The following is a 19,345-nucleotide window of genomic DNA, read 5'->3' as shown; positions in this document are numbered from 1 at the left end:
CAACGGGGAAATAACATATGGAACATGGTGCCAGACAAAGTACCACGCGTGTTATCGCCGTGGGATTTATCTGTCTGGGGACGTTTTTTACCCTCAGCCTTGCGACAAATATCATTCAGGGTATTAATAACTATCGTCTTCAGACAGAACAGAAAGTCGCGGTGACACCGATGTTATTCAGTGCGCCGTTTGCCGTTTCGCAGAATCAGGCGGACGCCTCTTATCTTGAGCAACTGGGCCTGAGCTTTATTGCGCTGCGCCTTAATGTCACGCCGGAAACGGTTGATGCCCAGCATCAGCAACTTCTCCGGTATGTATTTCCTGCCTCGCAGAACAGTCTTAAGATTCAGCTGGCTGAAGATGCTAAGCGCATCAGGGAAAATAATGTTAACGCTACCTTCTATATGACGTTTATCCGTGCATATCCGGCAGAGAACCGCGTTGATATCCGGGGCGAGCTGAAAACATGGATAGGGGATTCGAAGCCCTATAGTGAAATTAAACATTATGTTCTGCAGTTCAGTCGAGTCGATGGTGTCAGCTGGCTGGCGCGTTTTGGAGAAATAAATAATGAAAATGATTAACCCGTTATTTATTTCAGGATGCCTGTTATTTACGGTACCCGCGATGTCGGCCCCCCTCAGCGGTACGCTGTCACCGACAGTGGTCCCTTTGGCGAACGGCGGTCAGGCCAATATTGCGGTGAGTAACACCGATCCGAACCTCTTTACCGTGCCCGGGGACCGCATCACGGCGATTAACAGTCTCGATGGTGGCCTGACTAACCAGGAGCAGACCGACAGCGGCGGTGCGATTCTGGCGACCATCAGCAAGAAGCCGTTCACCTTTATTGTGGAAACCGAGCGCGGCTTCAACTTCTCCATCCGCGCGGTTCCCCGCGTGGGTGTCGGCCGCACAATCCAGCTGGTTAGTGAACTCACAGGTACACCCGGTCCGGCAAAAGCCTGGGAGGAATCAAATCCGTATGAATCGGTGCTGGTCACCCTTAACCGTGCCGTGCGGCAGGGAAGCGTCCCGGATGACTATCAGGCGGTTCCTGTTACGTCAGAAACACTCACGGTACCCGCTGGCCTGCGTGCCACGGCAGAGAAAGTCTGGACCGGTCATCACCTGAAGGTCGTCCGTTACAGCCTGGACAATGTCTCTCTGTCGCCTCGTGTGGTGCGTGAGAGCGATTTCTGGCAGCCCGGCACACGTGCCGTCATGCTCAGTACGCCTGCAGGTCTGCTGACCACCGGTGGCCGGATGCAGGTCTGGGTGACCACCTCTGATACAGGGGAGAGCCGCTGATGGCGAACTTCAACACGCTGATTAAACGCAAGCAGTACCTCTGGCTGGGGCTCATTCTGGTTGGCGGCGCGGCTGCCGTCGGTGGGGGCCTCTATCTGTCTGAACTGAATCTGAGCACCGATGAGGAAGCGCCTGTGCAGGGAGAGCCGGCGCCGGACATGACCGGTGTGGTCGACAGCCACTTCAATACCAAAGTGGAGCAACACGCAACCACGGAGATGCAGGCCACTGCATCCGACCTGAAAAAGAGCTTTGATGGTCTGCGCAATGAAGTGGACCTGCTCAGTAAAGCCCGTACCGCCGACCAGATACGTATCGACAGACTCAGCAATGAGAATGCGGCCATGCAGGAACAGCTGAAGGTGCTGGGTGTGAAACCTGCCGTCTCCGGTGGCGAACCGGCGCCCGCGCCGTCCTCACCGCCTCCGGGACCGGAAGGGGAGCCTCAGCCTCTGAGCTATCCACCACAGTCTGGCGCAGCGGTACCCCCACCCACCGCCTTTTATCCGGGCAATGGCGTGACACCGCCTCCGCAGGTCAGCTACCAGTCTGTGCCGGTACCGAATCAGATACAGCGCAAGACGTTTAACTACAACAAAGGGAAAAAGAGCAAAGAGCTGCCTTACATTCCGTCCGGCAGTTTCGCGAAAAGCATCCTGATTGAAGGGGCCGATGCGAATGCTTCTGTCACGGGTAACGAATCCACGGTGCCGATGCAGCTGCGCGTGGTGGGCCTGGTGGAGATGCCGAACAGCAAAACCTATGACCTCACCGGCTGCTTTGTCGGTCTCGAGGCCTGGGGGGATGTCTCCAGTGAGCGTGCCATCGTCCGCACCCGGAACATCAGTTGCATCAAGGGCGATAAAACCATCGACCAGCCGATAGCCGGGCACGTCTCTTTCATGGGCAAGAACGGGGTGAAAGGGGAGGTCGTGATGCGTAACGGCAAAATCCTCGGCTGGGCATGGGGCGCAGGCTTTGTTGACGGTATCGGTCAGGGGATGGAGCGGGCGTCACAGCCGTCCGTTGGCCTCGGCGCCACGGCGTCAGTGGGCGCCGGGGATGTGTTCAAAATGGGGATTGGCGGCGGGGCGTCGAAAGCCGCGCAGACGCTGAGCGAGTACTACATCAAACGTGCCGAACAGTATCACCCGGTTATCCCGATTGGTGCCGGCAATGAAGTCACCGTGGTCTTTCAGGATGGTTTTCAGCTGAAAACCATCGAAGAGCTGGACGCAGAAAAGAACGGACAACAACAGGCGCACAACCAGGAGCCGGTCGCGCAGTCTGAAGCGCAGCAGTCAGACAGTAACCTGAACGGGTTTAACACTGACGAGATGCTGAAAAAACTGGGCAAGCTGGACCCGCGCCAGTTCTCACCAGGCGGAGAAGCACAGGGAGAAAACCATGGTTAAGTCCTGCGCCGCTCACAGCACTGGCAAAGAAGCAGGTTACAGGCAACGTTCAGCGCGGGCCTGAATTAATATCAGAAAAATGACGGGAAATATCATGAAGGAATTAATGCTGTTAATTCCTCTGGGCAGCGCTTTGCTCTTAACCGGGTGCGCGGGCACAGAGACGGAATTCGAATGTAATGCCACGACATCGGATACCTGTATGACGATGGAGCAGGCGAATGAGAAAGCTAAGGCACGGGAGGAAAGCGCCGCAGCAAAGCCGGCTGCGGCCGGGTTGCCACGACTGGCTGACGGCAACTTCAGAACGCCGTCGCAGGTATCTTACCCGCTGCCGCCGCAACCGACCCTCTCTGTAACCGGCACAACTACAGTGTCAACGGCGGCAGTGAAACCGGCAGGCATGCTGAGCGCGCCGCCAGTACACCCGGTGCAAAACGCCAGCAACCAGACCGCGCCGCCCACTGCCACACCGGTCAGCCAGACGGCATTTCGCTCACCTGCAACGCTGCCGGGCAATTATCCCCGCCCACTCAGGAAGGGAGAACAGACGGCCTCCCTCTGGATAGCGCCGTATATCGATGCTGAAGACGTCTATCACCAGCCCACCACGGTGTTATTTGTGGTGATGCCATCGGCATGGGGCCAGCCCCGAATTAACTGATCAACAGTGTCGTTAATGGCGCTGTGAATACTGAATGAACACCGAATTTAAAACGAGTGCCCTCTGCGTTGAAAGGGATGGGCGGTAGCGTGCTTTATACCTCGCGCTTGTTGTCTGAAAATTTATGAAGAATGGAGTCGTTTTTTATGATTAAGTTTCAGGATTTTAAAAAAGATAAAAAAACATCTGGCGATGAGGAGTTTGACTGTGTCCGTAAAATGAATGACTGGATTGAAAACAAGAATATTCAGGTGGTTTCAGTTGAAACCCTGTTCGAAGTTACTGGCGACGGTTTCTCTACCGACACCAGTTTTATAATGTTCAGACTCTGGTATAAGGAACTCTGTTAAGTCCAACGGAGTCAAGTATCAAATTCGGGCAAGGATTGATGATGACCCGCTACCTTCCTGTTAAGTACAGGCCAGAGGGCATTTCATCTGAAAAGAAACAGAGTAAATTGCATTGAATTTAGTAACCGAAAGGTCAGGCTGATTATGAGTGAATTATTCAAATGGAGTCTCGCGCTGGTCATTTTAGTGGCCGTATACGTTGTAATCTTTGCTTCAGGAAGTCATACCGTATCCGACGCACAGTCTCAATACTGGATAAATAACTGCCGGTTGCTTGAGGTTAATATTGACAGGGGGTTCCTCTCTCCCGCACAAAACCGGCTTCAGTGTGGTGATGTTATTGAAAATGTCAGCAAGGCTGATTATGACAGCGCGGTAAATGGCGGTAAGAAAATAACAACTATCAAAGCATTACTCGAAGAACTATTCGGTCGTTAATTTATAAACGGAGACAATAAGGTATGCATACCTTCATTTTTCTGGTGCTGATGACGCCGAGTAGCGGCGGCGGAGTCTGGAACCTTACTCCCATGCCCAATACGGATGTCTGCCTCAAAATGCTGCGGGCAGTCGAAGCGCGTGGAGGCAGGGGCTACGGAAGTAACACAGGGGAGTGCATTGAGGTTAAAACGCGCGAGCCCCTGAACAGTACGATGGAAACACTGAACGGAGGCAGTCAATGAGAGCCTACTACCTTGAAGGAGATAATATTGAGTGGCTTATTGGTGTGTGCCTGATCCTTTTTGTTATCGGTGTTGTTGGTGCTCTGGCCATGTTTGTTATCCCTGAAAAGATTAATCTGCGAGTCTGCAGGGCTAATGTATTTTTCTTTAGTGCGCTTATGGCAGTGGTTGCGTTTGTCATACTTATCGTCTTTACCAGTCGGTCATTCACGATGGATGAGCTGGAAGCCGGGGGGCACTGGAAAAACGACTGTAAACTTCTGGAGGTCAACTTTCCGATGGGCACATTTACCGAACCTGTTAATAAACTGGATTGTGCCGGCGTCATTATTAACATACCGAAGGTTCAGTATGATGAGTATATTCGCCAGTGGGGGTTGTATGAAGGGAAAACAAAATGAAGCTTTATGTTTTTGGCGCTTTATCGATACTTTTATTGTCATCCTTTATAAGCGGCAGCCTCTACGATCTTTATATCAGACAGACGGTTCATATCGCAACAGATGATGAGTTGTTAATCATTTCGAGAGAATCACCCTGTGCAGCCGAAGAATTCCGTAATGCGCTGGCCCCGTCAGGCGACTCAATCAGTAAACCTCTGACAATCCGCGATGCACACAACCTCGCATCAGAATGTACGGCCAGGGACGAGCAAAATGGTTTGCGCGAAAAACAACTAAAAGCATTGAATGAATTCCCCCCTGATAAAAAAGGTCAGCAGTAATTTCCTGTTAAACGACTTCCGTCGATTTTTGTCTGTGATTTTATGCATGAGATCTCGTGATATATCCACGACCCGCAGCCTGATATTTCTCTGATTTTCTAAAATGTATTAAGGAATGCTCGCATGAGTAATAACATCATGGATACCGTCGCGCAGGCCGTGAATTCACTGGTCTCTGCGCTGAAGCTGCCCGACGAATCCGCCAAAGCCAACGACATGCTGGGTAGCATGAATTTTCCACAGTTCAGCCGTATACTGCCCTATAAGGATTATGACTCCGCCACCGGGCTGTTTATTAATAACAAAACGGTTGGTTTTATGTTTGAGGCGCGACCTCTTCCAGGTGCGGATAAAGATATCGTCGCCACGCTTGAGCATTTACTGCGCAGCAAGCTTCCCCGTGGTGTACCGGTCAGTTTTCATCTCGTCTCCAGTAAGCTGGTCGGGAATGATATCGACTACGGTCTGCGTGAGTTCCGCTGGAGCGGCAAGCAGGCTAAGAAGTTTAACTCCATCACCCGCGCATACTACCTCCGTGCGGCGGAGACGCAGTTTCCCCTGCCCGACAGTCTGGATTTGCCTCTTACGTTGCGCAACTATCGCGTCTACATCTCCTGTTGCGTGCCCCGGAAGAAAAACTCCGCCACGCAAATTGTGGAGCTGGAGAACCAGATAAAAATCCTGCGGGCATCGCTCGGCGGGGCCTATATCCCGACGCGTATCCTCGATGCTGCCGGGCTGGTCGAACTGATGCGGGAGCTGATAAACCCTGACCCGCATGAGATGTACCGCGTACCGTACAAGCTGGACCCGTATCAGGACCTCAATTACCAGTGCGTGGATGACAGCTTTGATATGCAGGTCACCGCCGGTCATCTGAAAATCGGCCGCCTGGGGCGCGACGGGAAAGAGTGCGTGACCCGGGTGACTAACTACCATCTGGAATGCGATCCGGAAATCGCCTTCCTCTGGACCACCGCCGATAACTACGCCAACCTGCTTAACCCGGAACTCTCCATCTCCTGCCCCTTTGTTATCACGCTGACGTTGATGGTCGAGGATCAGGTGAAGACTCAGAACGAAGCCAACCTGAAGTTCATGGACGTGGAGAAGAAAAGCAAAACGTCCTACGCGAAGTATTTTCCAAACGTGATAAAGGAAGTGCAGGAGTGGGGCGATATCCGCCAGCGGCTTGCGACCAACCAGACCTCTCTGGTGTCCTACTTCTTTAACATCACCACGTATACCGCAGACAACGCAGAAGCTTCACTCACCACTGAACAGCAGGTACTCAACAGCTACCGTAAGGGAGGCTTCCAGCTTATCCCGGCTCGCTATCATCATCTGCGTAACTTTTTGGCTATGCTGCCGTTTAAGTGCGGGGAAGGGCTGTTCAAAGAGCTACAGGCCGCAGGTGTGGTTAAACGGGCTGAGACGTTTCAGGTGGCCAACCTTCTGCCGGTTGTTGCTGACAGCCCACTGGCACCTGCGGGACTGCTGGCGCCAACCTACCGTAACCAGCTGGCGTTTATCGATCTGTTCTACGAGGGGATGAACAACACCAACTTCAATATGGCTGTTTGTGGGACGTCCGGCGCAGGGAAGACGGGATTAATACAGCCCCTTATTCGTAGCGTACTGGACTCAGGCGGGTTTGCCTGGGTGTTCGACATGGGCGACGGCTATAAGTCCCTGTGTGAAAACATGGGCGGCGTGTATCTCGACGGCGACTCCCTGAAGTTTAATCCGTTCGCCAATATTCTTGATGACGCGAACTTTGACCTGTCCGCCGAGCGTATCCGCGACCAGATGTCGGTGATGGCCAGCCCCAACGGTAACCTGGATGAAGTACACGAAGGTCTTCTCCTGCAGGCGGTCCGGGCTGCCTGGCTGAGTAAGCGCAACAAGGCGCGCATCGATGATGTGGTGGCCTTCCTCCAGAGCGAGAAAGACAGTGAGGAATATGCCGACTCGCCGGGGGTGCGCAGCCGTCTTGATGACATGATCATCCTGCTCGACCAGTACACCGTGAACGGGCTGTACGGGGAGTATTTCAACTCCGATGAGCCGTCCCTGCATGACGATGCCCGGATGGTGGTGCTTGAGCTGGGCGGGCTGGAGTCGCGCCAGTCCCTGCTGGTCGCGGTGATGTTCTCGCTCATCATCTATATCGAGAACCGGATGTACCAGTCTCCCCGCAGCCTGAAAAAACTCAACGTTATCGATGAAGGCTGGCGACTGCTGGACTTCAAAAACGAGAAGGTCGGGACCTTTATTGAGAAGGGCTACCGGACGGCGCGCCGGCACACCGGGGCCTATATCACCATCACCCAGAACATCGTCGACTTCGACTCCCCGACCGCATCGAGCGCTGCACGCGCCGCCTGGGGGAACTCATCTTACAAGGCCATTCTGAAGCAGTCAGCGAAGGAGTTTGCCAAATATAACCAGCTGTACCCGGACCAGTTCAGCAAGCTTGAGAAAGACATGATTAACGGTTTCGGCTCGGCCAAAGAGCAGTGGTTCTCCTCCTTCATGCTGCAGGTGGAGGCGAACTGCTCCTGGCACCGCCTGTTTGTCGACCCGCTCAGCCGGGCGATGTACTCCTCTAAAGGTCCGGATTTTGAGTACATGAAAGCGCGCCGGGCAGAAGGTGTCGATATTCACGATGCGGTGTACGGTCTGGCTTGCCGGAACTTTGAGAAGGAGATGGCTGAGCTTGAATCCCGGATATCTGAAAACGACACAGAGGAAAACCGCTGATGGAAGAGAATACAGAGCAACAACCGGAGCAGCTGCAACAGCAGCAATCACAGAAACCGGAACCACAGAAGGATAAAGCGACATCGCGCACTTTCCGGCGGGTGCTGGTCATCACCGCCCTTGTCGTTTTTACCCTGGCCTGCAACGTCATGCTCACGCGGGTAATGCTGGCGTACACCACACCACGGGTAGTGGCCTTCGATATGAAAAAGACGCTCGACAGCTTTATGGACAGCGTCAGCCAGAAGCAACTGACGGAAGCGCAGTCGAAAGCGCTCTCGGACAGGTTTAACGACGCGCTGGAGAAGAGCCTGGCGGACTATCAGCAACAGCATCGTGTGCTCATTCTGGTCTCACCCGCGGTGGTTCAGGGCGCATCCGATGTGACCCGTACTATTCAGCACGACATCGCCCGCCGGATGAAGGGGGACCGTGAATGACAACGCTTCGTGCTTATCTGCTCGTCGGTTGTCTGTTGTCGCCGCTGACACAGGCTGCTGATCTCGGGACGTGGGGGGATTTATGGCCCGTCCGTGAACAGGACATGTTGCAGCTCATCACGCAACGTCTGCAGACGCTGCAGACCACAGGAAAGTGGGACCAGACGATGGATGAGTTTAAACAGCGTGTCATTGAAAACAGCCAGCGCCCGGCCCCGGTGGAGGGGATTAAACGGGCAGAGAAGTATGAGCAACGCTGGTTTGACCCCAGTATCCGCCTGACCGAAGACCTGAAGGACAATAAGGGCCGGGTGTTTGCCCGAAAGGGAGATGTGGTGAATCCCCTGAAAACCGTGCCGTTTGTGCAGACCCTGTACTTTATCAACGGGGATGATGCCGACCAGATAGCGTGGATGAAGCGCCAGGTGCCGGAAACCCTGATGAGCAAGATTATCCTGGTGCGGGGCAGCGTCCCTGAGACCTCTGCTGTGCTGGACAGCCGGATTTATTTCGACCAGAACGGCGTATTGAGCCAGCGCTTTGGCCTGACCACGGTGCCGGCGCGTATCACCCCGGCGCCTTCCGGTGAACGGCTGAATATTGAGACCTTCCCTGTTAAATAAGGATGTTTTTGTGAGAACCCTGACTCTGTTCCTGAGTGCCCTGACATTGTGGGGGTACAGCCTCAGTGCGGCTGCTGACTCTTCCTGTGAGGGGCGATTCGTTAACCCGATCACCGATGTGTGCTGGCGCTGTATCTTCCCCCTGTCGCTCGGCAGTGTGCAGGTCGGCAAAGGCGACCAGCCAGATACCAGCAATCCCGGGAGTCCCCTGCAGCTTTGCCCGGCTCCACCACCGTTGTTTGTTCGCCCCGGCCTGGCCATCGGGTACTGGGAGCCGATGGCCATGACGGACGTCAGCCGTTCGCCGGGCTGCATGGTCAATCTGGGCGGATTCAGTATCAACCTCGGTAAGACCGGCATGGGGACGGCGAAAAAGGACGACAAACAGGTGAACGGGGCCTTCTATCACGTTCACTGGTACAAGTATCCGCTGACGTACTGGCTGAACATCATCACGTCAGCGGGCTGCCTGGAAGGGGGAGATATGGATATTGCGTATCTCTCCGAGATTGACCCGACCTGGGTGGACAGCAGTCTGACTACCATCCTGAATCCGGAAGCCATTCTGTTTGCCAATCCCATTGCGCAGGGTGCCTGCGCTGCGGATGCGATGGCCAGCGCGTTTCATATGCCGCTGGATGTTCTGTTCTGGTGTGCCGGCTCCCAGGGCTCGATGTATCCCTTTAGCGGCTGGGTCAGCAATGAGTCCAGTCCGCTGCAGTCCTCGTTACTGGTCAGTGAGCGCATGGCCTACAAGCTTCACCGACAGGGACAGATCATGGAGAGCATCGGCAAAGACAAGGCGGTCTGCTATGAGTATCCGTCCCCGATCATTCCTAAAGAGCGCTGGCGTTATCAGATGGTGAACATGTATCCGGACAGCAGCCAGTGTCACCCTCTGGGGCGCAGCGTGATGCGCTGGGAAACCGGAAGAAACCCGCCCAATACGCGTAAAAACTACGGCTATCTGATGTGGCGTAAACGTAACTGCGTCTTCCTCTGACAGGAGTCTTCGATGAAATTTATCAATGCGATGATAGTGATGGCCTTACTGACCATGAAGGTGTGTGGGGCCGTTGGCCCGACAACCGAAGACAGAGACTGGCTGAAACAGCAGGAGAATTTAAGCGAGCAGCTGCGCCAGCATCCCGACAGACAGCTGCAACAGGAGCTGGAAGCGCAGATCAAGCGCAATCCACTCAACCGCTCAGACAGCCAGTTTATCGATAATCTTCTGAGCCAGCAGAAAGCAGCGAATCAGGAAAAGCCGACAGAAGGGGCGCTGTACTTTGTCTCCTTCTCGATACCGGAAGAGGGGCTGAAGCGCATGCTGCATGAAACCCGCCAGTACGGTATTCCGGCAACACTGCGGGGACTTATCAATAACGATATGAAGACCACCACTGACGCGGTGCTGCAGCTGGTAAAGGATGGCGTTACCGACGGCATTCAAATAGATCCGACGCTGTACTCACAGTACAACATCCGGAGTGTGCCGGCCCTGGTGGTCCGGTGTCAGACGGGGTTCGACGTGGTGCGCGGCAATATTCGCCTGAAACAGGCGCTGGAGAAAGTGGCGGAAACAGGTGACTGCGCACAGACAGCCAGAACAATGCTGGGAGGTATCCGGTGAAAGAACTCCCGCTCATTCTGACACTACACGCCTCTGTCCTCAGTGCCTTCATCTGGCTGGCATCACCGGCCTGTGCTGACAGCGGTACCGACTATAAAGCCGGGTCGGATTTTGCGAAGCAGGTGCAGGGCAGCGGGATTGACTCGCTGAAAAACTTCAGCGGCGAGCAAAACCTGCCGGGGTATACCGACAGCCCGGACCAGACAAAATACTACGGTGGCGTCACTGCCAGCGGAGACAGTTCCCTGAAAGGTGACTCGGCCTCTGAGTTCAGCCAGGGCGAGACCGGCAAAATCATTACCGAATCGTTCACAAACCGGCCACCGGACCTGATTTCCCCGGATGCACCGTTTATTCAGTCGGCAAAAGACATCGAATCCCGGGCGGATACGATTGTCGGGGATACCGGCCAGGCCTGTATGGCACAGGTAGTGAACCGCAGCGAATTCACGAACCACACCTGTGAGCGCGACCTTCAGGTTGAGCAGTACTGCATGCGGACAGCGACCATTACCGGTCACTATAACGATACGACGACGACAGATGTTTACAGCGTGGCGCTGAAGGATGCGTGGCAGGAAGGCGACCAGGTAAAAGTCCGCTTCAGCTTCGGTGTGACAGGGACGCTTATTCATGCAGAGGCGCAGTATTTCATTACCAGCCTGCCGAATTATGCGCCTCCGGGGCAGGCAAGGACGCTCTATGCCCTTGGCGGTTCGGTTCGTGTGGAAGGGGGGCAGGAGTGGAAAACCCTTTCCGGTGGCGGTTATCAGGTTGTGGAAGGCCGGGATGAAATTATGACCATTAAGCTGCATGACAGCTATTCGGTCAGCTACTTCGCCGGCGTGCTGGCCCGGAATCTCCGCTCCGGTTACATCACGCTGAACATCCGCGCCACAATGCAGGTCGCCTCAAAAGAATGGGAACCTGACATCACCTGGGTTGAGAACTGCGCCTTTAACAAAGATGAAGGAAACAAAACATCGTCAGAATGTACTGAGCCAGGAGGTACGAAAGAGGTCTGGCAGGATGGTAAAGCATATTCGGTGCATCAGGCCTGCTGGGCTTACAGGGACACTTACATTACTCAGCCTGCAGATTTTGGCGCCTGCCAGTCTCTGATGGATAACAAAGCCTGCACCCTGTCATTCCGGCAGTGTGCGTTCTCCAGTGAAGAGGGAACCTGTCTTCATGAATACGCCACGTACTCCTGTGAGACGCGGACCAGCGGGAAGCAGATGATTTGTGGCGGGGATGTGTTCTGTCTCGATGGCGAATGCGATAAGGCGGCCTCCGGGAAGAACAATGATTTTGGTCAGGCAGTCTCCGAACTGGCGGCACTCGCGGCAGCTGGTAAGGACGTGGCTGAGATGGACGGCGTAAATGTCAGGGCCTTCACCGGCAACGCGAAATACTGCAAAAAGTTCGCGGCCGGATTCAGTAACTGCTGCAAGGACAGTGGCTGGGGCCAGGATGTGGGACTGGCCCGCTGCAGCAGCGAAGAGAAAGCGCTGGCCAAAGCGAAAACCAACAAGCTGACCATCAGCATCGGGGAGTTCTGTTCGAAAAAAGTCCTGGGTGTCTGTCTGGAGAAAAAGCGCAGCTACTGTCAGTTCGATTCAAAACTCGCGCAGATTGTTCAGCAGCAGGGACGTAACGGCCAGCTGCATATCGGATTTGGCGGCGCGAAAAGCCCGGACTGTCGGGGTATCAGCGTGGACGAACTTCAGCGTATCAACTTTGACCAGCTGGATTTCACAAACTTCATGGAGGATTTAATGAATAACCAGGCCATCCCCGAGAACGCAGAGCTGACAGAAAAAACGAAAGAACGCATCAAAGAGCTTCTCACGCAGTCTTCAGCAAAGTAACTCCTCATTAATAACATATCAAAGGTGACTAAATGGCTGCGTCCCTGATGGTCGTTGTTCTGCTTGTGGTCTTTCTTTTTATTCCGGCCTGTATTGCCCTGTTCATGTCAGGTCGCAGTCTGCTCATGATATTCCTGGGTGCCCTGGCGTGCCAGGCGGCTGTTGCCGTTGCGTTTGCCGTACTGTCTGCCCGGGGCGGGTCTGAATCGATGGGGATGGGGGCGGCATCACTCATCTTCTACGTTATCGGGCTGCACAAGGTTGACGGTATAAAACAGAATATACATAACGGGAGAGAAAAGAATGAAAGTTAATTTTCACAAATATCCTGCCATTGATTTCTCGCTGAGGCTGGTACTGACCCTCATTATTATTTCCCCGGTGGTGTATTTCTCATGGGATGCGGTCACCGGGACATCGGGCAGCGATTATGTCGTGAGCGTTATCTTTATTCTGGTTACAGGTGGTATCGGTCTGGTGAATTATCTGTTTGTTTCTGCCCTGCTCGGGCTTTTACAGAAGGTGAAAAAATGAAGCGGGCGGGCACAATCCAAAAAATAAAAAAATGGCGAAAAGGTGCAGGAGTGGCTCTCGTTCTTGTTTTGCTGCCGGTATGCATAGCTAAGTTACTCACGAGTGACGATGCATTTGTGGTCGCTCAGTCTCTTGTCTGCATTATTTTGCTCATGATTTTAGCCAGACGACTTCTGCCATAACGGCAGGTTTTTACATCGTTAATCGGCAGAATAAACAGGAGTGTTCATGGAAGAGAAAAAGGGAGATGGCCTGATGATGTTCTGCGTCGCGGCCTTCGTTATTTTTCTGGTCAGTATCATGTCCTTCAGCCTGTGGCGGGACAAACAGATTAATGCGTTTATGGCGACCAACCGTGCATGGGGTATCCAGTGCGACAGGGTCTCCCAGGCCGCGTGGGTGGTCCAGGACGGGGAGCGGGTTAATTTAACGATAAACGATTTCCCCCTTTACTGCAGCGGCTACCGCTTTGAACTGCGCAATGGTCAGGGTGAAGTCATTCACCTGCTCGATAAACACGCTGCCTACCGGCAACTTTCCCGCCAGCCACACTGATTAAAACAGGTATTTATCATGCGAAAAACACACACCGCCCTTCTGGCGGGGTGCCTTTGCTGCACCCTGTTGCCGGCTTTCGCCAAAGATGCGGGCTGGCAGTGGTACAACGAGAAACAGAAGCCCCGGGAAGCTGAAAAGCCGCCAATACCGGCGGCCCCGCCACCGCAAATGGATATTCTCCAGAAGCAGGCTCTCCTGCAGCAGGCGACGAAGAAAGCCCTAGCGGAAGCGATTATGTATCCCTCAGTACCGGCCTTTGTGAAGTACTTCCGGCTGCAGAACTACTGGACGCAGCAGGCCGGCCTGTTCTCGATGAGCGCGAAGAAAGCCATGCTGGCGCACCCGGAACTCGATTACAACCTGCAGTACAGCCACTACAACGGCACGGTAAAAAACCAGCTGGCCGCCGATTATGCCGAACAGCGCCGGGCTATCTCCACCCTCGCGCAGCATTTTGGCGTGATGTTCTTTTACCGGGGCCGCGAAGCCATTGACGGCCAGCTGGTCCAGGTGATTCAGAACTTCCGAGAAACCTACGGCCTGAGCGTAATACCTGTGTCGGTCGACGGCGTTATTAACCCCATGCTGCCCGACAGCCGGACTGACCAGGGACAGGCCGCACAACTCGGCGTGAAGTACTTCCCCGCGATGATGCTGGTCGACCCGAAAAGCGGCCAGGTGAAGCCGTTGAGTTACGGCTTCATCAGCCAGGACGACCTGGCGAAGCAGTTCCTCTATGTCTCCAGCGACTTTAAACCCAATTTTTAAGGAATGAGTGATGCGAAAGATTCGTTTCCCCGATTTAGATATCACCGGGATGTGGGTGCTGGCTGTGGGAGTGTTTTTTCACCTGATAGCCAGGCTTGTCAGGAAACAGCCTGAAATGGCCATGCAGGCCGCAGAAATTCTGGGTTTAGGAATGGTCATCTTCGGCGGGTACCGCATTCTCAACGCCCTCATTGCCGAAGCCGAAAAGGAGGAAAAAAACCGTGAAAAACAACCTGAAGAACACAACTAAAACAGCAATCAAAACGGCGGCCTTACTCCTGACCCTTTCCGGCATGGGGCACGGAGGGACGCTTGATGAGGTGAAGTCGCTCTGGGACCCGCAGGGTATCTCCGGTGCTTCATCTGCCTCCCGGCGGGATGGCGCTCCGCACGCGGTGACGCCGGCTTCTCAGCCCCGCTGGTTTCGGCTCAGCAACGGCAGGCAGGTGGACCTTCGGGACTGGAAAGTCGTGCTGTTCATGCAGGGGAAGTGCCCGTACTGCCATAAGTTTGACCCGGTCCTGAAGCAGCTGGCCACGCAGTACGGCTTCTCTGTCTTCCCCTATACCATTGACGGACAGGGCGATGAGGCATTTCCCGAGGCGCTGCCGGTACCGCCTGAGGTGATGCAGACCTTTTTCCCCAATATCCCGGTGGCCACGCCGACCACGTTTCTGGTCAACGTGAATACGCTGGCCGCTTACCCGGTTCTGCAGGGTGCCACAGATGCGCAGGGTTTTATGGCGCGAGTGGATACGGTATTTCAGATGATGGGGGCGACCGGGAATGGGCAACATTAAAAGGGCCGCGCTGGCGGGCGGTTTTTTGCTGGGGTTGTCTCTCCCGGCCGCCGCCGATGTGAACGGCGATATGAACAACTTCTTCAACAAGCTGGGGTTCGCGTCCAATACCAGCCAGCCGCAGGTCTGGCAGGGGCAGGCAGCGGGCTACGCCTCCGGCGGTTCGCTGTATGCCAGAACACAGGTGAAAACGATCCAGCTGGTCAGCATGACCCTGCCGGATATTAACGCTGGCTGCGGCGGCATCGATGCGTACCTGGGCTCATTCAGCTTCATTAACAGCGAGCAGCTGCAGCGCTTCGGCAAACAAATCATGTCCAACGCCGCGGGCTACTTCTTTGACCTTGCCCTGCAGACCACGGTACCCGAAATCAAAACTGCCAAAGACTTCCTGCAGAAGATGGCCAGCGACATTAACAGCATGAACCTCAGTTCGTGCCAGGCCGCACAGGGCATTGTGGGTGGTCTGTTCCCCCGCACCCAGGTGGCGCAGCAGAAAGTCTGCCAGGACATTGCCGGCGAGAGCAATATCTTTGCCGACTGGGCGGCGTCTCGTCAGGGCTGTTCGGTCGGCGGGCAGATGGGCAAGGTGCAGGACAAAGCCAGCGACAAGGACAAGGAGCGCGTCATGAAGAACATCAATATCATGTGGAACGCCCTGTCCAAAAACCGGCTTTTTGACGGAAACAAAGAGCTGAAAGAGTTTGTGATGACGCTGACCGGGACGCTGATTTTTGGTGAGAACAGTGAAATTACTCCACTGCCGGCGCGCACCACAGACCAGGACCTGATTAAAGCCATGATGGAAGGTGGTACTGCTAAAATCTACCACTGCAATGATTCTGAAAAATGCCTGAAAGTAGTCGCCGACGCAACGGTCTCCATCGCCTCAGACAAAGCGCTGAAAAACCAGATTTCTGCTCTCCTGAGCAGTATTCAGAATAAGGCCGTTGCAGACCAGCCGCTCACAGAAATGGAAAAAGGCTTTATCAGCAGCACGACCATCCCGGTATTCAAATATCTTGTCGACCCGCAGATGCTCGGTGTGTCTAATACGCTCATCTACCAGCTGACGGACTATATCGGCTACGACATTCTGCTGCAGTACATTCAGGAGCTCATCCAGCAGGCCCGGGCGATGGTCTCAACCGGTAACTACCCGCAGTCGACAATGGATTTAATTCTGGAAAACCTGAATCAGGCGAGTGTGCAGATTGCTGCTTTCCAGTCCCGAGTGCAGGTCCAGCAGGACGCGTTGCTGGTTGTTGACCGGCAGATGAGTTACATGCGCCAGCAAGTCTCCGCCCGCATGATGACCCGCTACCAGAACAACTACCATTTCGGAGGGAGCCTCTGATGACGCCACTTGAAATCTACACCATCGCCGGCGGCGACTGGCTGCGGGGTAATCTCAATGCCATCGCGGCGTTCATGGGGACCGCCACCTGGTCGTCCATTGAGAAAATGTGCATCGCGTTTTCGGTGCTGATTGTGGCCGTCAGCTGGGTGAAAAAACACAACATCATGGACCTTGTCGGTTGGGTGTTTTCCCTGACCCTGGTCTCGATGCTGGTTATCGTCCGTACACCTGTACAGATAATCGACTACAGCAACGTGGCGCAGGTCTACAAAGTGGATAACGTCCCGGTTGGCCTGGCCATTCCGGCGTCGCTGACCACGCGTGTGGGTAATGCCCTGGTACAGAGCTACGAGATGATTTTCTCCCTGCCCGACAGTGTCACCTACAGTAAGACCGGGATGCTATTTGGCGGAAACCTGGTGGCGAAAAGCACGGATTTTGTTTCGCAGAACCCCGAAATTACCACGCTGTTCTCCGACTATGTCCAGAACTGCGTGATGGGTGACATCTTTCTCAATGGCAAATACACCCTTGAAGAACTGATGAACTCGCCCGACCCGTACACACTGGTGTTTTCTAATCCCAGCCCGCTGAGAGGGGTATTCGATAAAAACAACAAGTTCCAGACCTGTCTGGAGGCTTCACGTGATTTGAAGTCAGCGTTAGCACTCGACTCTCAGACCGGCGGGAAAACATGGAGTTATTATGTACGCCAGCTGTTTGGTGGCAAACCGAATCCGGACCTGCTGTTCAGCCAGATGATAGGCGACAGTTACAGCTACTTCTACAGCTCAGGCCAGAATGCCGGGCAGATTATCCGGCAGAATGTCACCATGAATGCGCTGCGCAACGGCATCCAGAGTTACGCGGCCCGCAGCGGCGACACGGCAAGTCTGGTGAACATCGCCAACACCACGTCGCTGGAGAAACAACGCCTGGCCCAGGCCACGATGGGGCATCAGGCCCTGCGCTCCCTGCCAATGATGCAGACGGTGATCATGGGTATCATGATTGGGTTGTTCCCCATACTGATTATGAGCGCGATGTTCAACATGATGACGCTGCAGGTGATAAAGGGCTACGCGTTTGCCCTGATATGGCTGCAGTCCTGGCCACTTGTCTTCTCCATCCTGAACAGCGCGATGGCCTACTACGCAAAACAGAACGGTGTCCCTGTGGTTCTCTCTGAGCTCTCTCAGGTGCAGTTGAAGAATTCGGATATTGCGACAACGGCCGGGTATATCTCGATGATGATACCGCCGCTCACCTGGTATATGGTCAAAAATATCGGTGCCGGCTTCTCCAGCGCATACAGCCACTTTGCCTCCTCGGGACTCAGCTCGACGTCTCAGGCTTCATCGGGAGTTGTGGATGGTAATTACTCCTTCTCAAACATGCAGATGGAAAACGTCAGCGGCTACAGCTGGGGTACCAACAGCACGACCAGCTTCGGGCAGATGTCGCGGCAGCTGGGGAATGGGGCAATGAGCACGCAGACCAGGGATGGCTCAATGGTCTGGGACAGTGGTGGTGCAATGTCAAAACTGCCGGTGGATATCAACGTCGGTCGTCAGATAGCCAGTGCGCAGCAGCAGATGGCCAGAGAGTCGGATGTGCAGGCTGAAAGTGCTCTGCATGGTTATAACAGCAGCGTGACAAGTGCCTGGAACAGCCTGCAGCAGTTCGGCACAAATAAAGGGAACAGCGCGTCGACAACAACCGGGGCCGATAATACTGAGTCGTCGCAGGACTCAATGGCCAGAAGCAAAATGTGGAATGCCGTTGTTTCAAATGCGAAGGCCAATAACATCAGCAATGAAGAGTCATTCCAGCAGTTGATGGATAAGTCAACGAAAGGGTCTGTATCAGGTGAGATGTATGGTAATGCAAAATGGAGTACTGGTGATCAGCTGGCCGGGAAACTGGGTAAATGGGCTACAGGCCTGTCTGCTGAGGGGGGAGCAAAAATTAGTGCTGGATTGAATGCATCAAGTGGCTCTACTGATTCGACAAACGAATCTGGAAGGTCATCTCATGACAGTCGACATGATACCAGCAGTCAGGCTGCCAGAGATTTTAAAGAAGCATCTGACTACTTTACCAGCCGCAAAACCACCATATCTGGTAATATTACCGATAATAATGCCAGTTCGCGTGTTGAGCAGTTTGCTGCATCACTCTCTAGCGCAAAAAATAGTTATGACCAGTATACGAACAGCCGGACTCGTAGCCATGAATACAGTGAGATGGCATCCCGTACAGAGAGCATGAGCGGCCAGATGAACGAGAACCTGACTCAGCAGTTTGCTAACTTTGTCCAACAGCGCTCTCCGCAGAATGCAGAAGCCATTCTGACCGACACAAGTTCGCCAGAAGTCGCTGCACAGCGTGAAGCACTGGCGCGTGAATTCGTCAAAGCGCAGGTTGAACCAAAAGTTAATGGTGCTTATCAGCAGGGCCGCGAAAGCATCGGTCAGAACATGTCCGGTGTATCAGGTGGTGGTGATCGTGGTTCGGTAATGGCTGACTACGGACATAATGCCGGCAATATCGAAGCGATGACACGAGATGCGGGGATTAAGGATAATGTGGGGCAGAAAGTGGATGGGATGATAGCACAGAATAACCAACAGCATCAGGAATCCCGTGAAGGCATACAACAGCAAGGCGGTGAGGTGAAAAAAGAGAATGCTGAACTGGAAAATGAACACAAAACAAAAGGAAATGATTTCAAAAGCTCTTATAATGATATGAAGGATAACCAGATTAAATTGCCTGGTGCGGATACAACTAAAGAACTTTTGGATAAAGCAAACAAATTAGAAAAAGACGAATCAAAGAGGTAGGG

General features: G+C 54.0%; 23 protein-coding genes. All 23 read left to right on the top strand.

Going from position 1 to position 19,345, the window contains the following annotated elements; all coding sequences use genetic code 11:
* The first annotated feature begins 17 nt into the window (after positions 1 to 17).
* The 23 genes from traE (at position 18) to traG (ending at position 19,343) form a co-directional block, all read left to right on the top strand.
* The gene (gene traE / locus EGY08_RS00630; RefSeq protein ID WP_047722585.1) at positions 18 to 584 is read left to right on the top strand and encodes a type IV conjugative transfer system protein TraE; all 567 of its coding nucleotides are present in this window, start codon (positions 18 to 20) and stop codon (positions 582 to 584) included.
* Positions 571 to 1,311 carry a type-F conjugative transfer system secretin TraK gene (traK, locus tag EGY08_RS00625; RefSeq protein WP_047722583.1) on the top strand — a complete coding sequence of 247 codons (741 nt, stop codon included), beginning with the start codon at positions 571 to 573 and terminating at the stop codon, positions 1,309 to 1,311. The genes traE and traK overlap by 14 nt, the downstream gene beginning before the upstream one ends.
* Complete coding sequence (gene traB / locus EGY08_RS00620; protein ID WP_047722582.1) at positions 1,311 to 2,726, top strand: F-type conjugal transfer pilus assembly protein TraB; 1,416 nt, start codon at positions 1,311 to 1,313, stop codon at positions 2,724 to 2,726. Before traK ends, traB begins: the two co-directional genes overlap by 1 nt.
* A 94-nt stretch (positions 2,727 to 2,820) precedes the next feature.
* The gene (gene traV, locus EGY08_RS00615; protein ID WP_047722665.1) at positions 2,821 to 3,390 is read left to right on the top strand and encodes a type IV conjugative transfer system lipoprotein TraV; all 570 of its coding nucleotides are present in this window, start codon (positions 2,821 to 2,823) and stop codon (positions 3,388 to 3,390) included.
* A gap of 146 nt (positions 3,391 to 3,536) precedes the next feature.
* Complete coding sequence (locus EGY08_RS00610) at positions 3,537 to 3,740, top strand: hypothetical protein (protein ID WP_047722580.1); 204 nt, start codon at positions 3,537 to 3,539, stop codon at positions 3,738 to 3,740.
* Between the two features lie 144 nt (positions 3,741 to 3,884).
* The gene (locus EGY08_RS00605) at positions 3,885 to 4,178 is read left to right on the top strand and encodes a hypothetical protein (RefSeq protein WP_047722579.1); all 294 of its coding nucleotides are present in this window, start codon (positions 3,885 to 3,887) and stop codon (positions 4,176 to 4,178) included.
* A gap of 23 nt (positions 4,179 to 4,201) precedes the next feature.
* A complete protein-coding gene (locus EGY08_RS00600) occupies positions 4,202 to 4,423 on the top strand; it encodes a hypothetical protein (protein ID WP_047722577.1) in 222 nt (73 codons plus the stop codon).
* The gene (locus EGY08_RS00595) at positions 4,420 to 4,824 is read left to right on the top strand and encodes a hypothetical protein (protein WP_047722576.1); all 405 of its coding nucleotides are present in this window, start codon (positions 4,420 to 4,422) and stop codon (positions 4,822 to 4,824) included. Before EGY08_RS00600 ends, EGY08_RS00595 begins: the two co-directional genes overlap by 4 nt.
* A complete protein-coding gene (locus EGY08_RS00590) occupies positions 4,821 to 5,147 on the top strand; it encodes a hypothetical protein (protein WP_052958980.1) in 327 nt (108 codons plus the stop codon). Before EGY08_RS00595 ends, EGY08_RS00590 begins: the two co-directional genes overlap by 4 nt.
* Before the next feature lie 123 nt (positions 5,148 to 5,270).
* Positions 5,271 to 7,910, top strand: a complete 2,640-nt coding sequence (traC, locus tag EGY08_RS00585) for a type IV secretion system protein TraC (RefSeq protein WP_047722575.1) — start codon at positions 5,271 to 5,273, stop codon at positions 7,908 to 7,910.
* Positions 7,910 to 8,350, top strand: a complete 441-nt coding sequence (gene trbI, locus EGY08_RS00580) for a type-F conjugative transfer system protein TrbI (RefSeq protein ID WP_101836779.1) — start codon at positions 7,910 to 7,912, stop codon at positions 8,348 to 8,350. Before traC ends, trbI begins: the two co-directional genes overlap by 1 nt.
* Positions 8,347 to 8,973 (top strand): type-F conjugative transfer system protein TraW, encoded by a 627-nt coding sequence (traW, locus tag EGY08_RS00575; RefSeq protein ID WP_047722574.1) that lies wholly within the window; start codon positions 8,347 to 8,349, stop codon positions 8,971 to 8,973. The genes trbI and traW overlap by 4 nt, the downstream gene beginning before the upstream one ends.
* A gap of 19 nt (positions 8,974 to 8,992) precedes the next feature.
* On the top strand, positions 8,993 to 9,976 hold the full coding sequence (gene traU / locus EGY08_RS00570) for a conjugal transfer pilus assembly protein TraU (RefSeq protein WP_160887030.1): 984 nt from the start codon (positions 8,993 to 8,995) through the stop codon (positions 9,974 to 9,976).
* A 12-nt stretch (positions 9,977 to 9,988) separates the two neighbouring features.
* Positions 9,989 to 10,606 carry a type-F conjugative transfer system pilin assembly protein TrbC gene (gene trbC, locus EGY08_RS00565; protein WP_064352022.1) on the top strand — a complete coding sequence of 206 codons (618 nt, stop codon included), beginning with the start codon at positions 9,989 to 9,991 and terminating at the stop codon, positions 10,604 to 10,606.
* Positions 10,603 to 12,477, top strand: a complete 1,875-nt coding sequence (gene traN / locus EGY08_RS00560) for a type-F conjugative transfer system mating-pair stabilization protein TraN (protein WP_047722571.1) — start codon at positions 10,603 to 10,605, stop codon at positions 12,475 to 12,477. The genes trbC and traN overlap by 4 nt, the downstream gene beginning before the upstream one ends.
* A gap of 32 nt (positions 12,478 to 12,509) precedes the next feature.
* Complete coding sequence (locus EGY08_RS00555; protein WP_064352023.1) at positions 12,510 to 12,791, top strand: hypothetical protein; 282 nt, start codon at positions 12,510 to 12,512, stop codon at positions 12,789 to 12,791.
* Positions 12,781 to 13,011 (top strand): conjugal transfer protein TrbE, encoded by a 231-nt coding sequence (trbE, locus tag EGY08_RS00550; RefSeq protein WP_047722568.1) that lies wholly within the window; start codon positions 12,781 to 12,783, stop codon positions 13,009 to 13,011. The genes EGY08_RS00555 and trbE overlap by 11 nt, the downstream gene beginning before the upstream one ends.
* A gap of 228 nt (positions 13,012 to 13,239) precedes the next feature.
* Entirely contained in the window at positions 13,240 to 13,566 is a 327-nt protein-coding gene (locus EGY08_RS00540) for a hypothetical protein (RefSeq protein WP_047722565.1), read from the top strand.
* Between the two features lie 18 nt (positions 13,567 to 13,584).
* The gene (gene traF, locus EGY08_RS00535) at positions 13,585 to 14,337 is read left to right on the top strand and encodes a type-F conjugative transfer system pilin assembly protein TraF (RefSeq protein WP_047722564.1); all 753 of its coding nucleotides are present in this window, start codon (positions 13,585 to 13,587) and stop codon (positions 14,335 to 14,337) included.
* A 10-nt stretch (positions 14,338 to 14,347) separates the two neighbouring features.
* Positions 14,348 to 14,587 (top strand): type-F conjugative transfer system pilin chaperone TraQ, encoded by a 240-nt coding sequence (traQ, locus tag EGY08_RS00530; protein WP_047722563.1) that lies wholly within the window; start codon positions 14,348 to 14,350, stop codon positions 14,585 to 14,587.
* Complete coding sequence (gene trbB / locus EGY08_RS00525; protein ID WP_047722561.1) at positions 14,559 to 15,137, top strand: type-F conjugative transfer system pilin assembly thiol-disulfide isomerase TrbB; 579 nt, start codon at positions 14,559 to 14,561, stop codon at positions 15,135 to 15,137. The genes traQ and trbB overlap by 29 nt, the downstream gene beginning before the upstream one ends.
* Complete coding sequence (gene traH / locus EGY08_RS00520; protein ID WP_047722560.1) at positions 15,124 to 16,494, top strand: conjugal transfer pilus assembly protein TraH; 1,371 nt, start codon at positions 15,124 to 15,126, stop codon at positions 16,492 to 16,494. The genes trbB and traH overlap by 14 nt, the downstream gene beginning before the upstream one ends.
* On the top strand, positions 16,494 to 19,343 hold the full coding sequence (gene traG, locus EGY08_RS00515) for a conjugal transfer mating-pair stabilization protein TraG (RefSeq protein WP_064352024.1): 2,850 nt from the start codon (positions 16,494 to 16,496) through the stop codon (positions 19,341 to 19,343). Before traH ends, traG begins: the two co-directional genes overlap by 1 nt.
* The last annotated feature ends 2 nt before the right edge of the window (positions 19,344 to 19,345 follow it).

The organism is Klebsiella sp. FDAARGOS_511, assembly GCF_003812845.1.
Lineage (GTDB): Bacteria > Pseudomonadota > Gammaproteobacteria > Enterobacterales > Enterobacteriaceae > Klebsiella > Klebsiella grimontii.
The sequence above is the reverse complement of the archived record's forward strand: the minus strand, read 5'-3'. Positions and strand labels throughout refer to the sequence as shown.